Source organism: Rivularia sp. UHCC 0363, assembly GCF_034931125.1.
In the GTDB taxonomy this organism is placed as follows: domain Bacteria; phylum Cyanobacteriota; class Cyanobacteriia; order Cyanobacteriales; family Nostocaceae; genus Rivularia.
In genome coordinates this window covers 103,043-118,509 of sequence record NZ_JAYGHM010000013.1, presented here as the reverse complement: position 1 = coordinate 118,509, position 15,467 = coordinate 103,043, and the positions used below count along the sequence as shown (strand labels likewise).

General features: G+C 38.0%; 11 protein-coding genes. 8 read left to right on the top strand and 3 right to left on the bottom strand.

Annotated features, from left to right (window positions below):
- Positions 1 to 555 precede the first annotated feature (555 nt).
- Complete coding sequence (locus VB797_RS10195; RefSeq protein ID WP_323237555.1) at positions 556 to 1,452, top strand: DUF4380 domain-containing protein; 897 nt, start codon at positions 556 to 558, stop codon at positions 1,450 to 1,452.
- 781 nt (positions 1,453 to 2,233) lie between these two features.
- Here the strand turns inward: VB797_RS10195 and VB797_RS10190 are convergent.
- A complete protein-coding gene (locus VB797_RS10190; RefSeq protein ID WP_323237554.1) occupies positions 2,234 to 2,869 on the bottom strand; it encodes a glutathione S-transferase in 636 nt (211 codons plus the stop codon).
- Positions 2,870 to 3,431: 562 nt separating this feature from the next.
- On the opposite strand from VB797_RS10190, the gene VB797_RS10185 reads away from it, so the two are divergent.
- Positions 3,432 to 3,968, top strand: a complete 537-nt coding sequence (locus tag VB797_RS10185) for a pentapeptide repeat-containing protein (RefSeq protein ID WP_323237553.1) — start codon at positions 3,432 to 3,434, stop codon at positions 3,966 to 3,968.
- Positions 3,969 to 3,981: 13 nt separating this feature from the next.
- Here the strand turns inward: VB797_RS10185 and VB797_RS10180 are convergent, their stop codons facing one another.
- On the bottom strand, positions 3,982 to 4,452 hold the full coding sequence (locus VB797_RS10180) for a DUF411 domain-containing protein (protein WP_323237552.1): 471 nt from the start codon (positions 4,450 to 4,452) through the stop codon (positions 3,982 to 3,984).
- 412 nt (positions 4,453 to 4,864) lie between these two features.
- On the opposite strand from VB797_RS10180, the gene VB797_RS10175 reads away from it, so the two are divergent.
- Positions 4,865 to 5,239, top strand: a complete 375-nt coding sequence (locus tag VB797_RS10175) for a hypothetical protein (protein ID WP_323237551.1) — start codon at positions 4,865 to 4,867, stop codon at positions 5,237 to 5,239.
- A gap of 79 nt (positions 5,240 to 5,318) precedes the next feature.
- On the opposite strand, the gene VB797_RS10170 is transcribed toward VB797_RS10175, so the two are convergent.
- Positions 5,319 to 5,606 carry a hypothetical protein gene (locus VB797_RS10170; RefSeq protein ID WP_323237550.1) on the bottom strand — a complete coding sequence of 96 codons (288 nt, stop codon included), beginning with the start codon at positions 5,604 to 5,606 and terminating at the stop codon, positions 5,319 to 5,321.
- A gap of 192 nt (positions 5,607 to 5,798) precedes the next feature.
- Between VB797_RS10170 and VB797_RS10165 the strand changes: the two genes are divergently transcribed.
- The 5 genes from VB797_RS10165 to VB797_RS10145 all read left to right on the top strand — a co-directional run bounded on the left by VB797_RS10165 (position 5,799) and on the right by VB797_RS10145 (position 15,365).
- Positions 5,799 to 6,662, top strand: a complete 864-nt coding sequence (locus VB797_RS10165; RefSeq protein WP_323237549.1) for a shikimate dehydrogenase — start codon at positions 5,799 to 5,801, stop codon at positions 6,660 to 6,662.
- 545 nt (positions 6,663 to 7,207) lie between these two features.
- Positions 7,208 to 8,920: a SulP family inorganic anion transporter gene (locus VB797_RS10160; protein WP_323237548.1), complete on the top strand. Its 1,713-nt coding sequence runs from the start codon at positions 7,208 to 7,210 to the stop codon at positions 8,918 to 8,920.
- Positions 8,921 to 9,144: 224 nt separating this feature from the next.
- A complete protein-coding gene (locus VB797_RS10155; RefSeq protein ID WP_323237547.1) occupies positions 9,145 to 10,518 on the top strand; it encodes a cation:proton antiporter in 1,374 nt (457 codons plus the stop codon).
- A gap of 390 nt (positions 10,519 to 10,908) precedes the next feature.
- The gene (locus tag VB797_RS10150; protein ID WP_323237546.1) at positions 10,909 to 13,023 is read left to right on the top strand and encodes a cation:proton antiporter; all 2,115 of its coding nucleotides are present in this window, start codon (positions 10,909 to 10,911) and stop codon (positions 13,021 to 13,023) included.
- Positions 13,024 to 14,252: 1,229 nt separating this feature from the next.
- Entirely contained in the window at positions 14,253 to 15,365 is a 1,113-nt protein-coding gene (locus VB797_RS10145) for a sodium-dependent bicarbonate transport family permease (RefSeq protein WP_323237545.1), read from the top strand.
- Positions 15,366 to 15,467: the final 102 nt, after the last annotated feature.

Here is a 15,467-nt window from a genome sequence, read left to right as displayed (position 1 = left end):
TAAATTGTAGGCTGGGCTTTGTCCCTCAACTTAACCTACCTTATGGGTAATCATAAAGCCGCGAAGAAAGTAGTCATATCAAACATCTTTTTTTTTACCTTTGGAAATTTTTATCGGTTTAAAGCCCCCGGATTTATCCGTGGATTATGCTCTATGGAAGCCCCTTAATTTTATTCATGGGGAATTAATTACGAATTACGTTCACCGGAGGTGTTCCCGAAGGGTATTACGAATTACGAATTATACTCACAGCCTCCGAGTGCAGAGGTTTTTGTTTGTTTTGTGACAAGCTTGATTGATATAACAGCGGTTTTTTTTGAATATAAATACTGATTTTACACTTTTTACGTGATTTTAATCACCAAAAAAAATGCCTATAGATAATCAATATTCGTTATCTTTTTGAATCAATTATATGTTTCAATTTAAATTAAATCAAATCAAAAAATGAATATTCTCAGCAATATCAAGCTGAAACATTTACTAATATTTTGTTTGGGATTATTTCTTATAACGGTTTGCTATCCAATCATCAACGCGAATATCCTAGAAAAAATGACAATCAAAAAAATCAATTACCAGGGTTGGGAAGATTCTTATATTTTGAGTAACTCCCAAATAGAAGCAATTGTAGTTCCAGAAATTGGCAGAATAATGCAATTTCGTTTCCAAGGTGGAGAAAATACATTTTGGGAAGATTCGCAGTTATACGGTAAGATACCAAATCTCAAATCTGAAGAATGGAATAACTTCGGTGGTGATAAAACTTGGCCAGCACCACAATCTGAATGGGAAGAAATTACAAAAATAAGTTGGCCACCACCCACTACATTTGATTCCGTACCACTCAAAATACAAATCCAAAACAACGAAATAACGCTAATTTCAGAAATTGATCCCTTTTACGGAATTAGATTTTACCGTCAAATTACACTTGAAGCAAATCAGCCGATAATGAAAGTCACCACGACTTTTGAAAAAGTCAAAGGTGATTCACAACAAGTCTCCGTTTGGACGATCGCACAATTAAACGAACCAGTTTGTGTTTACGCAGCAATACCCCAAAATTCAATTTTTCCTCAAGGTTATAACCAGCAATCGGATGAGTTACCAGCTAACTTGAAAGTAGATAACGGCATTTTATCCTTAAAGCGCGATCGCAACAAAGCCCATAAAATCGGCAGCGATGCGAGTACGTTATTATGGCTTGGTGAAACAGTTGCAGTTCGCATGGATTCACCAAGAATAGATAAAGTAATTTATCCCGACAATAATAGTAGCGCTGAAATATACACCAATTACGATCCAAAAGCTTACGTTGAATTAGAATTCCTCAGTCCCCTAAAAACTTTGCAAGTAGGGGAAAAAATGGATTTAACTGTCACATACACTTTATTTAAAACCACTTCGGAGAATGTCGAAACACAAGTTCTCAAAATTCTGGAACGATAATTAACATCAAAGCCTATAATCTATTTAATCCTAATACTTAAAATCTTAAATGTTCCCTTGAACACAGATACAGTTAATATAACCCTGGACTTTTCTACAAATAAATACTTACTTTTTTACTTTTTAGTATTTATAATCACTCGAAAATTGATTTCAAGCTATAGAAGATTGCGATTTTTTTATTAAAAGTAACTTTTTCATGGTATTATTCTTTTTGTAGAGTATTTTTATAATGGAATGTGGCTTGCTCTAAAAATTTGACTAATATCCCATTATGATAATATCAAGCTCATAACTTTATTGTCCCATACCACGAACATCTTTTAAAAATTTTTTCTCTGAAAACAAATTAAAAATTGAAATTACATTTTAAATAAGCTTTGACCCCGATCTACTTGACTTTTGCGATCGGCTGAGATTGAAAACGCCCAGTAAATTAGCAACCATAATTTGTAATAAATAAAGGTTGCGTTTTTTTTATTAAAAGTAACTTTTTCATGGTATTATTCTTTTTATAGAGTATTTTTATAATCGAATGTGGCTTGCTCTAAAAATTTGACTACCATCCCATTATGATAATATCAAGCTCATAACTTTATTATCCCATACCACGAACATCTTTTAAAAATTTTTTCTCTGAAAACAAATTAAAAATTTAAATTACATTTTGAATAACCTTTCATCCTTATCTACAAGACTAATGAAAGATCGACCGAGATTGAAAACGCCCAGTAAATTAACAAACATATATATAGATAAGGATATATCATCCTGTTATTAATTACAGGAGTGCAAAATCGTATTCTCCCCCTCGTTCAATTCCACGTTTATAAGCAGGTAGTTCGTGAATGCGAGCCAAAAATTCTTTAATATTTGGTCGGCTTTCAAGCTGTTGTGGAAGACTACCAAGCAATTCTAACGGAAAGCTCATTTGAATATCCGCAGCGGTGAATTCCTCACCCGCAAACCATTTACTCTTATTCAACTCGTTTTCTATATAGTCAAAGTGCAGCTTAATTTGAGGTGCAATAAATCCATCCATTGCACTGCTTTCTTTAATTTCAAAAAGGTTAAAAATCAAGTTCATAAGCAGCGGTGGCATTGCCGAACCTTCAGCATAGTGCAACCAATAAGTATAGCGCAGGTGTTCGGGTGTCTCGGCTGCTGGAACTAATTTACCGTTGCCGTAACGACTCACAATATATTCAACGATCGCACCCGATTCGGCGATCGTTCGATCTGCATCTGTAATTACTGGTGACTTTCCCAGCGGATGAACTTCGTACAGTGATGGTGGTGCGAGCATTGTTTCTGCATCGCGTTGGTAATGCTTGATTTCGTAATCGACACCCAATTCTTCCAGCAGCCACAATATTCGTTGCGATCGCGAGTTATTCAGATGATGAACAACAATCATATTTTCTTCCCCAAAATAACTATATATATCCCTCCTAAAAAGCAAACCATAAATAGTGTCGATCACGCATCTTGCTATCTAAAAATTGTTTGTTAGTAGGATAGATATTAAAAGATGTTTTTTGTCAACATCAGTATATTAAGAGGCAGTTTTTAGTAGTTTTAATTACAAGCAACTTTACATCATTTCACATGAGCATCCTGAGTTATTCCAGACTTTTTCAATCTGTAGCACAGAAATAATACAAACAACAGCTTAGTTGCTGCTTTTAATGGGGATAGTTGATTGATAAGTGGCAAATATTTGAAAAGTGAGCATACTGCTTCGCTGAGAATAACAATATCACGTTTTGGCGCAAAGTCTTGTAATCTCGTAAAATTATTGAGAATAGCGTCAATAGAATAATTATGTAAACTTGAGTAAAGGGTTTGTAACGGAATATGAATACAAAAGTTTAATAGATGGGGGATTATTGATAATTTTTGATTATTAGAGCTTGATTTTTAGTTCTTTAAGTGGTTATTAAAGCTTGAATTGAGTAAGTGGAATTAGAAAACTGATTATGGTTTGGGAAATTACTACCGAAGACTTGTTGAAAAAATATACTTCCGGGAAGCGAAACTTTGCTGGTGCTGTCGTAATTAGAGAAAATGTTGGACGTAACTACATTGACCTTGAAGGTGCTGTGTTAAGGGATATCAACTTGCGTGGAGCCGATTTAAGTTTCGCCGATCTTAAAGGTGCTGATTTGAGTGGAGCCGATTTGTTTGGTGCTTCTTTTATAGAAGCTCGTTTAGATAATGCGATCGTTCGGGATGCTAATTTGGAATGTGTTAATTTATTTAGGTGTTATTTAATCGGTGCTGATTTGGTTGGAAGTCACTTGTATCAGGCTAATGCCATCGGTACTATTTTCCGTAAAGCTAGATTTTTGTATGGTGGTGAGAATAATGTTTTCATTCGTGCGGATTTTCGAGGTGCTTCCATTCCCCACGACGCTATTTGTCGTGCCATGAATATAATTTGGGATACTATCATGCCCGATGGAACTGTTCAAAGCGGTCTTTACTTCGGAGAATGGAAAAGTATCCGTAAATAAAGAAGTAGTTTCCTTAATAAGAGTGATATTCCTGAAAAATTTTGATTTCACCATCATTATCAAAAGAGACTACATCAAACGGCTGGTTTTTTCCCATTTCCATACCTGGAGTACCTGAAGGCATTCCGGGTACTGATAAACCTAGTTGCTTAGGCGATCGCGCAATAAAACGTTTAATATCATCAGCAGGAACGTGTCCTTCTATGACATAACCATCAATTATTGCTGTATGACAGGATTCTAACTGTTGAGATACGTTATATTCTTCCTTAATTGCTTCCATTTCTTCAGTTTTAATATCATCTTTGATTTTAAAACCGTGCTTTTGCATATGTTTTATCCAGTCTCCACAGCAACTACAAGAAGGACTGCGATAAACCGTAACTTCCTTAACTCCTGATAACAGTGGTTCGGTTTCCTTATCCCAGACGCTAGCTTGAGCATTATTTGCCGTCATTGGCAGCCAGTAAAATATTCCGACCATTGCTAAAATAACAATGCCCCTAATTATAGAAAAAAACAATTTGGAATTAGTAAACATCAATTAAACCCGATTTAGATTTTAGATTAGCCTATGAGAAGACGCTTTCGCGTCAATAGATTTTGGATTGGAAGTTAGAAATTAACAGTAAATTTCTTGCAATCTGCTGTATATGATGATTTGACAATTCATCCAAATTTAACAATGCTAATTTTTCCTACCTCTAAACTACCGCAATATAAACTAAAAATAATAAGGGACTTGAAGGAGTGAGTTCTGCGTTTGACCAATTTTGTAAGATAAAATCTACTTTAAGAATACATCCGACTCTTGAGAATCTAATCTAAGTAAAAGGATTTTAAGATATATAATGATATATACTTCGCTGCATTCACTTCGTAAAATTGCACTCGTTGTGACTATTTGCTTATTGGTATTTTCTACAACTTCCTGTACTAATAATCAAGCAAATTCTCCTCAAATTGAAATTACTCAAACACCTGCTCCACCAACTAATTCAACTAATAACAAATTATCAACAGCAGTCAAAAGTGCAGTATTATCAGATGCATCAAAACGTGTGAGTAAATCCATAGCTGAACTGCGAATAACTCAAGCGGAAAAACAAAGTTGGGGAGATAGCTGCTTGGGTTTAGCACAAGCAGATAAACTTTGCGCTCAGGTAATTGTACCCGGTTGGAAAGTTGTAGTTACTGATGGAAAGAACGAGTTGGTTTATCGTACTGATGAGAAAGGAAAACAGGTTAAGTTAGAAGACTTGCAAAAGTAAAATCTAGAGACGTAGCATTGCTACGTCTTATTAATTATGGTTATACAAAAAATCAACTTAATTAAAAATTATATTTTCCCTAAATCAAACTCAAAATCCTTGACCCAATAACCCCAACTAAAACAATCAAACCCAACCCCCGACGAAAATAATTAACTCCCTGAAACAATTCCAACCATCCCCAAGTAAATATACAGCCAAAAGCGAGTACATCCAATCCTACATTAATTTCACTAGTTGGAAAAACCAGTTTGAGTAAACTAGCTACACCCCAAAGGATAATTGGTAGATTCGGTGGTTGAGCTATGACAATATTGCCATTATCGTCGCGGAATACTTTATCGAATAAGATGTCCGTTGTCATCATGAACCTGCTAAAAAGTAAATCAATATAATTTCAAAAAGTCTATCCCAACTATTTATATTTAATACGTACCTTTCATGAGTTAATAGTAACTATAGTAGTAGTTATCAATATCAGGACAATCAAAAAACTCTGCTATTAGTATGATGCCTTCCACGAAAATATATCTTATTAATAACGGTCGAACAATAAATCATGATTACAGGTACAACTAAATTACTCGGAGTCATCGGACATCCGGTAGAACATTCGCTATCACCGTTAATGCATAATGCAGCTTTAACAAAGTTAGGACTAAATTATATTTATCTTCCCTTTCCCATCGAACCGCAGAATTTAGCCAAAGCCTTGGATGGTTTCGCAGCTATTGGTGTTGTGGGATTTAACGCTACAATTCCCCACAAAAGGGCAATAATACCTTTACTTTCGCAAATCGATCCGATCGCTCAAGCTGTAGGTGCAGTTAATACAGTTTTCCGTGAAAATGACAGATGGATAGGCACAAACACTGATGTAGAAGGGTTTATTGCACCTTTACAATTATTAGAGCGAGATTGGAGTCAAGTTGTCGCGGTAGTTTTAGGTAATGGTGGTGCTGCAAGAGCAGTTGTCGCAGGTTGTACTCAATTGGGTTGTGCATCGGTTCATGTGGTGGGACGCAATTTACCGAAATTGCAAGAATTCCGCGACAATTGGCAGGATTCACCGTTAAAAGTAAATTTACAAGTTCATCAATGGGACTCTCTACCAAAAATAATTCAACAAGCAAACTTATTAATTAACACCACCCCCATCGGGATGCATCCTCATATTGAAAATTCCCCGTTAGACGCACAATTATTCGCGCATCTACCAAAAGATACAATTATTTACGATTTAATTTATACTCCCAGCCCGACAAAATTTTTACAATACGCACAAGCTCAAGGTGTAACTGCGATCGACGGTTTAGAAATGCTAGTTCAACAAGGTGCAGCAGCTTTAAAGATATGGCTGCAACAGGACGTTCCCGTAGATGTGATGCGTCAAACTTTGCAGCAACACCTTTATCGAGGATAAAGGGAAATATAAATATTTAGCGATCGCCAACAGCAAATGTTTTAAGAAGTTAAATTTTCTAACTTTATGAGTAATTTTAAATTGCTAGTTATTTACTTTTTGCACTTATATTGTATTATTAGTTATAACAAACAGTTTATTCATAGATTTAAGTCTATGATAATAATTAAAAAAACATTCAAAAGATTATACATGATTAAATTAGACTTATTGACAATGTAATTTGCTGCATAAGGGTCTGGTCTCAAAATAAAGGTCGAAAGATATCATCACTGATAATAGCTTTTATTATCTATAGCGGTATTTACTAACGTGTTGAATATTGTGTAAATTTTTTTGTGAACTGAATATCTACCGCAGTCAATAATATTTTTTGCTGTTACTTGCCTTTTGCCTGCTTAATACTTGAGCAGGTAGAGAAAAGTTTTGCTTAAATTGGAGCGAAATGAATAATTTAAACAAAACGAAATGAATAATTTAAACAAAACGAAATGAATAATTTAAACAAAATAAATCATTGCTACTAAAAATATGGTGTTTAAAAGATGCAAATAACCAATCAAATCCATTTTAGAAACATACGCGGAGACGTATTTGGCGGTTTAACTGCGGCAATTATTGCCTTACCGATGGCACTAGCTTTCGGTGTAGCTTCCGGTGCTGGTCCTGCGGCTGGTCTTTATGGTGCTGTTTTAGTTGGCTTTTTTGCCGCACTTTTCGGCGGAACTCCCACATTAATTTCCGAACCCACCGGACCGATGACGGTGGTAATGACGGCGATAATTGCCCATTTAACTGCTGCGGACCCAGAAAACGGGTTAGCAATGGCTTTTACTGTAGTAGTCATGGCTGGGATAATTCAAATTATCCTGGGAGCGTTGAAGTTAGGAAGATACGTGACTTTGATGCCTTATACGGTGGTTTCCGGTTTCATGTCGGGAATCGGGATAATTCTTATAATTCTGCAAACAGCACCATTTTTGGGTCAAGCAAGTCCTAAAGGTGGGGTAATCGGGACGGTGCAAAATATACCCAACCTGATCGCAAATATTCAACCGATTGAAACCATTTTGGCTGTGTTAACGATCGCCATTTTGGTATTTTCTCCCAAGCAGATCAATAAGTTTGTTCCCCCGCAGCTATCGGCTTTAATTATAGGAACAGTTGTTTCCCTTGTTTTCTTTGGCAATGTAGAAGGTATCCGCAGAATTGGCGAAATAAAAGCCGGTTTACCTCAATTCGTCATGCCTGTATTTAGTGCAGCACAATTCCAAACCATGCTGATCGACGCTTTGGTTTTGGGTATGTTGGGCTGTATTGATGCCTTACTAACATCAGTAGTTGCCGATAGTTTGACTCGCACGGAACACGATTCCAATAAAGAATTAATCGGTCAAGGTATAGGTAATATCGCTTCTGGATTATTTGGCGGTATCGCTGGTGCTGGTGCGACAATGGGAACGGTTGTTAACATTCAAACAGGTGCTACCTCGGCGCTTTCTGGTATAACTCGTGCCTTAATTTTGTTGGTTGTAGTATTATGGGCTGCACCTTTAACTTCTGTTATACCCCTAGCAGTATTAGCAGCGATCGCGCTCAAGGTAGGTATAAACATTATCGACTGGAGCTTCCTCAAACGCGCTCATAAGGTATCACCAAAAGCTGCCTTAATTATGTACGGTGTGATAATTCTCACCGTATTTGTTGACTTAATTGTTGCGGTTGGAGTTGGGGTATTCGTTGCGAATATCTTGACCATCGAACGTTTAAGTAACCTGCGTTCGGAAGATGTGAAGACAATTACCGATGCAGATGATGCAATTAAGTTGAACGACGTAGAAAAAGACTTATTAGACCGTGCTAACAATCGCGTGTTGCTGTTCCGCTTAGAAGGACCGATGATATTTGGTGTTGCGAAAGCGATCGCTCGCGAACAAACCGCGATGAAAGACCATGATGTGTTGATTTTGGATGTAACCGACGTTCCACACATCGGTGTCACAAGTTCCTTAGCGGTAGAAAATGCGATTAAAGACGCGCTAGATAAAGGTCGTCATATATTTATTGTCGGCGCTCAAGGCAAAATTAAGCAAAGATTTCAAAAAATGGGAATCTTCAGTATGTTACCTCCACATCATATAGTTATGTCGCGTGAGGAAGCATTAAAACAAGCACTTAACTTAGTCAGCTATCAAAGTAGCGATAGTGTTTCCAACTATCCCACCACAGGCTTTAACGAAACTGCTTTTGGACAATAAGTATCGAATTTAAATCCCCAGACAAGCCGCATTAAATCCATTTGGGGTATATTGCGGCTCCATTGTGTGAATTACGAAAGCGGAAGAAAAAAGCTTTATCTGAATATAGTGCGATTTAATCCAAAATCTAAAATCGTATTACGATAGCTGAAAGAACATATAGAAATTGCTCAAGGCTAACAAGCACGGCAAATCTTTTAATCGGAGAATCAATTAATACATCAATGAATTATCCACTTGAACTGATTGCGCCGGTAAATACCTTACTGGCAACAACCGAAGCTGAAAATGCACCCATTGTCCTTGCAGGGGTACTGCTGAGTTTAGTTGTAATTTATCTTGCTAGTAAACTAGGTGGTGAGTTGTCCAGAATGATGGACTTTCCCCCAGTTTTAGGTGAATTAGTTGGTGGTGTGGTAGTCGGTGCTTCTGCGCTAAATCTGATCGTGTTTCCCGAAAGTGGTGCAAGTGCTTCCGACTCGCTAATCATGAAAGCTTTACAACTTTTTGATGACATTAGTCCCGAAGCGGTAACGTCAATTTTTGCCAGTCAGAGCGAAGCAATTTCGATATTAGCAGAATTAGGTGTAATTGTGCTGCTGTTTGAAATTGGCTTGGAATCCGATTTGAGGGAATTGCAAAAAGTTGGTTATCAAGCTGCAATTGTGGCTGTAGTTGGGGTCGCTGCTCCTTTTATAGCTGGAACTGCGGGTTTAATGTTTCTCTTTAACGTCCCGACAATTCCGGCTGTTTTCGCAGGTGCGGCTTTAACTGCAACTAGTATTGGTATCACCTCCAAAGTGTTATCAGAGCTAGGACATCTGAAATCAGCAGAAGGTCAAATTATTGTCGGTGCGGCGGTAATTGATGATGTTTTAGGTATTATCGTTTTAGCGGTAGTAGCAAGTTTAGCGAAAACTGGCAAAGTTGATATTTCTAACGTAGTTTATCTAATAATCAGCGCCACTGTTTTTCTATTTGGTTCGATTTTACTGGGTAAATTCTTCAATAAAGCCTTCAATCTTACTGCTGAAGTATTTAAAACTAGAGGAAACATTGTAATTCCGGCGTTTATCTTTGCATTATTGATGTCTTTTCTTGCCAATGCAATTCATCTAGAAGCAATTTTAGGTGCTTTTGCAGCTGGTTTAGTTTTAGATGAAACCGATAAACGCAACGAATTAGATGAACAAGTAATTCCTATTGCAGATATACTGGTGCCGATTTTCTTCGTCACGGTGGGAGCTAGAGTTGATTTAAGCGTACTTAATCCCATAGTTCCTGAAAATCGTCAAGGTTTAGTTTTGGCGGTCTTTTTGCTTGTAGTCGCGATTATTGGTAAAGTGATCACAGGTTGGGCAGTCTTCGGTAAACCGGGAATTAATCGTTTGGCGATCGGTGTAGGGATGATTCCACGGGGTGAAGTTGGACTGGTATTTGCAGGAATTGGTGCAGCTAGCGGCGCACTTGATAAACCTTTGCAAGCAGCTATCATTATTATGGTGATCTTGACAACGTTCTTAGCACCACCTTTTTTAAGGATTGCTTTTGGTGATGCAGCTAAAGATACTGTAGAAAAGGCAGATGCTGCTAGCTAACTAAGTTAAACATTTTTTATCAGTGAAGTCACCTCAAAGGGTGGCTTTGCTATTTGTAGAGAGTAGGGAATAGGGAATAGGGAAAGAAGAAACTATATCGGTAATCTTAGATAGATAAAGGATTAATAACTATTTAAAATCAAGTTAAAACTAAGGTTCATATTTGAAATCGCAATTTCATAAAATAGTCATACACGAACAAAAATAATCATAATTTTGTAATAAGTTTCATTCAAACAGCTATTTGTTTAACTTTCAGTTTTTAACTACACTAAATCTAAAAATTATTGCCGATGAAAGATAGATTTATTTGACCATTGCCCTGTAAAATGTTTGCAATCTAAAATCTATCTAGGATTTAGTCTCACCAACAAATAAATCTATTTACTTATGGAACAAGTATTACAAGAAATTCAGAAGAGTCCTATAGTTGCTTTTACAATTCTTTTATTAGTTATTCTGATAGTTCCGCCAATTTTTGAACGTTTGCGACTTCCTGGATTGGTAGGACTATTAGCAGCAGGAATCGTTTTAGGACCCGATGGTTTAGGAGTTCTTGATGCAAAAACCGAAACCATGAAACTGCTATCTGACATCGGTAAAATTTATCTGATGTTCGTTGCTGGTTTGGAAATAGATTTAGAAGACTTTCGCAGAACAAAAGACCGTTCTTTAGGGTTCGGAATGGCAACTTTTCTAGTTCCAATGATTTTTGGGGTAATAGTAGGAAGGTTTTTTAATTTTGGCTGGAATGCTTCGGTTTTAATTGGTTCTCTACTCGCTTCTCATACTTTGTTAGGTTTCCCCATCGTTACCCGTTTTGGTGTTACCAGCAATGAAGCCGTTACCGTAACTATCGGAGCAACAATTTTTACTGATATTGCCGCATTATTAGTACTGGCAATTTGCGTATCGGTGAATGCGGGAGAATTTTCTATTGCTAGTGTAGCCATTCAATTAGGTGTTTTAGCAATTTACTCGGCAATAGTTTTATTTGGTTTTGATTGGGCTGGAAAAGAGTATTTTCGTCGCACGGGGGACGAACAAAGCAATCAATTTTTATTCGTTTTATTAGCAGTATTTTTAGCTTCAGTCGGAGCAGAGATTATTAATGTAGATAAAATTGTCGGAGCATTTTTAGCCGGGTTAGCAGTAAATGATGTTGTAGGACGTTCCCCCGTAGAAGAAAAAGTGGAATTTGTCGGAAGTACCTTATTTATTCCTTTTTTCTTTGTAAATATGGGATTAATAATCAATTTGTCTGGGTTTGTATCTAGCCTGACTTCTGAATTATTATTAACTGTAGGAATTGTCGGAGCATTAATTAGTAGTAAATTTCTTGCCGCATTTATTGCTAAACTACTTTATCGCTACAATTGGAATGAAACCTTAACAATGTGGTCTTTATCCTTACCTCAAGTAGCTGCGACTTTAGCTGCTGCATTAGTAGGTAAAAATGCCGGAATTATTACAGATTCGGTGTTTAATACTGTAATTGTGTTGATGTTAGTTACCGCTATTTTGGGCCCGATAATAACAGAAAAATTTGCGATTAAATTAACCGTACCGATATCAAATAAAGAAAAAAATCCTCAAGATCAAATATCTGAAGTAGAAGTAGAGGCAAAAGTAAAAACGGTAAATAGTGAAATTAATTTAGATATAGATGATTTAAGCTACAGCCATATTTTTAAAGTAGTAGTACCTGTTTCTAACCCAAATACTGAGAGATATTTGATTGAAATGGGAGCATTACTAGCGCATCACGAACAAGGAATAGTTTTGCCTTTATCGATTCCCAAAGCCCACGTTTATATGGATGAACCAAGGCTAAATAGTTCGATCAAAAAAAGTAAGAAATTATTAAAACAAGCTTTATTAATTAGTCAAGAATTCCAAGCTCAAGTTAAACCAATAATTCGTATCGATGATGATATTGCACGCGGAATTAGTCGTACAGCTAGAGAACAAAATGCAAATTTAATTGTCATGGGTTGGAGTAGAAACAGCAGCTTACAAGCTCGCTTACTTGGGAATGTGATTGATAATGTTTTTTGGTCTGCTCATTGTCCGGTAGCGGTAATGCGTTTAATGAATGAACCAGTTAACATTCACCGCATCCTAATTCCTGTAGGAAGCACTACACCTCAAATCTTACGTGTAATCCAATTTGCTCAACTTTTTGCCGATACTAATCAAGCAACAGTCACATTACTACACGTCCGTCCCCGTAAAACTACTGCAAAACAAATAACTGCATTTGAATCAGAACTTTCTTCATACCTCGATCGCAATGAATTTCGCGAACAACCAGTAATTCAAACAGTTCTGCACGATGATGTGGCTTCATTGATTATTGCTCAAGCAAGTTCCTACGACATGGTAATTTTGCGTTCCGTCCGTCGTCGTACCGCTGGAGGATTAGCAGTTAGCGATGTCACTAACAAAGTACTTTCCGCTGTTACTTGTTCGATGGTTTTATTTGGAGAACCAAATTCGGGTTAAAGGTTAGGAGTTACACCATAGCGCTTATCGCGCTTTAATCCAATTACCGTAGTCCAGTCTATGCTATTCATAGGGGAAGTTGGGAATGATTTGCTGGTAAATTTCCCGAATCTTACTTCTCCTACCCTTGAACTAATTCATATTAGGCGTATATATATATATATATATAACTTAATCATAGATTCACATCAATTATTATGATTGTATTTTATTTATTATCAATGTAGTAAAGCTATCATTATTTGGTAACTATAAAGTTTTACTTATATATCTAATATTATATTTATTTAATAATTACCTAGTTAGGGTATATATTTTTTATGCTAAACGTTGTATTCTAGTTTTAACACTAGTCAAAATGTAAAAAAACAAACCCGCAAACAGATTTACGTTAATTGCATCGTAAATTTTCATCTTTGCTATTAGTTTTTTCCAAAGCAGACTACATTGATATTTGCGCTATTGTTGCTTGCTGTTTGTAAGAGTAAGTCAAACGTTTTTATATTAGCAAATTCGAGTAGTTATTGTTCAGCTTTGTGATGTCTAAAAAACATAGAACTACTTAAAGGAGACCACAGTGACAGATTTTAATTCAGTTTCTCGAAGCAAATTTCTTGTAACAGCAGGGTTATCGACCGGGGTAGTTTTGCTCAAAGGTTGCATGGAGAATCCACTAGAAGCGGGAGGTGATAACACTTAAAATGCAACAACAGCAGAACCAGTGGCGAAGATTAATCCCGAATAAGCGCTAGAAACGTTCTTCGGTGATTTGCACAGATATGATGTTCAACTAGTAAAGATGGTTGAACAGTACCCAGACAAAACAATATTTTGAGTAAGTACAAGTACGATGTGTAGTGGATTGAAGAAACAAAATTTAATAATAAAAAAGAGACGCTGCGTAGTAGCTAAGCAAGTAAAAAACGAGTCCAAAATTTAAGAAGTGAATAAGTGAATATTGGAAACAAGTTAAACAAATAGACCAAAGATTATTTAGTCTTTATCGATGAAATGGTTGTTCTACTTAATCTTACACGAACAGACGGCACGTAGCGATCGTCGCACATAAAGGTGAACGCGGTGCAAGAGTTGATGATTTTAAACCGTTTTATAGAAGAGCGATCGCAGTAATTGGGGCAATAAGCATAAAGCAAGTTTTGGCTGTGATGACAATACGCTTGCCTGCCCATCCTGACCCCTAATATCTGAACTTAAGGAGAAATTACAACGTGGAATTTTTGACCGATTTCTTGACGAAATTTGCGGCGCAGTTGCAGTCCCCGACACTCGGCTTTCTGATTGGTGGTATGGTCGCTGCATCCGTCGGCAGCCGACTGGCAATTCCAGATCCTGTCTATAAGTTCATCGTCTTCATGCTGCTCATGAAAGTCGGGCTGACCGGCGGACAGGAGATCCGCAATGCCAATCTGGTGGATATGCTGTTGCCCGCATTATTCGCCGTAATAATAGGAATTCTTATCGTGTTTATCGGGCGCTACACGCTGTGCAAGCTGCCGAACGTCAAAACCGAGGATGGCATTGCGACCGCAGGCTTGTTCGGTGCCGTGAGTGGCTCTACCTTTGCTGCCGCCCTGACGCTACTGGAAACCCAAAAGATGTCATACGAAGCCTGGTCAGCCGCACTCTATCCCTTCATGGACATTCCAGCGCTCGTGACTGCGATTGTCTTGGCCAGCATTTATACTACCAGCAAACAGCACGGTAACACAGACGAGTATCTCAGCAAGCAGGAGTATCTTGGCAAGCAGCGCGTTACCGCAGGTGATTATCCCAGCGACCAGGGTATCGTCGCACACGGGTATCCTAGCAAGGAGCGCCAGCGGGTCAAGATATGGCCTATCGTCAAGGAAAGCCTCCAAGGCTCTGCCCTATCGGCACTGCTACTCGGTCTCGCTCTAGGCCTGCTAACTCAGCCGGAAAGTGTCTATAAAACCTTCTACGAGCCGCTCTTTCGCGGTCTGCTTTCGGTACTGATGCTGATCATGGGTATGGAAGCCTGGGCAAGGGTTAACGAGCTGCGTAAAGTGGCTCATTGGTACACTGTATATTCTGTGATAGCGCCGCTACTGCATGGACTCATAGCCTTCGGTTTCGGCATGATTGCCCACTACGTTACGAATTTCAGCCTTGGCGGTGTCGTGGTTCTAGCCGTTATGGCCGCCTCCAGTTCAGACATTTCAGGACCGCCCACTTTACGAGCTGGTATCCCGTCGGCCAATCCCTCTGCCTACATCGGCGCGTCTACAGCCGTCGGCACGCCGGTTGCAATTGCTTTAGGAATACCTCTCTACATTGGACTCGCCCAGGCGCTGGGCGGCTGATACCAGACGGGTCACGGTCTGCCGTTGCTCCCCTGGCTCAGCAACCAACGCGGCGGCTAGATCGGCGCGATGCCTCTGGCTGGCTACGCCTACGCACGCAGT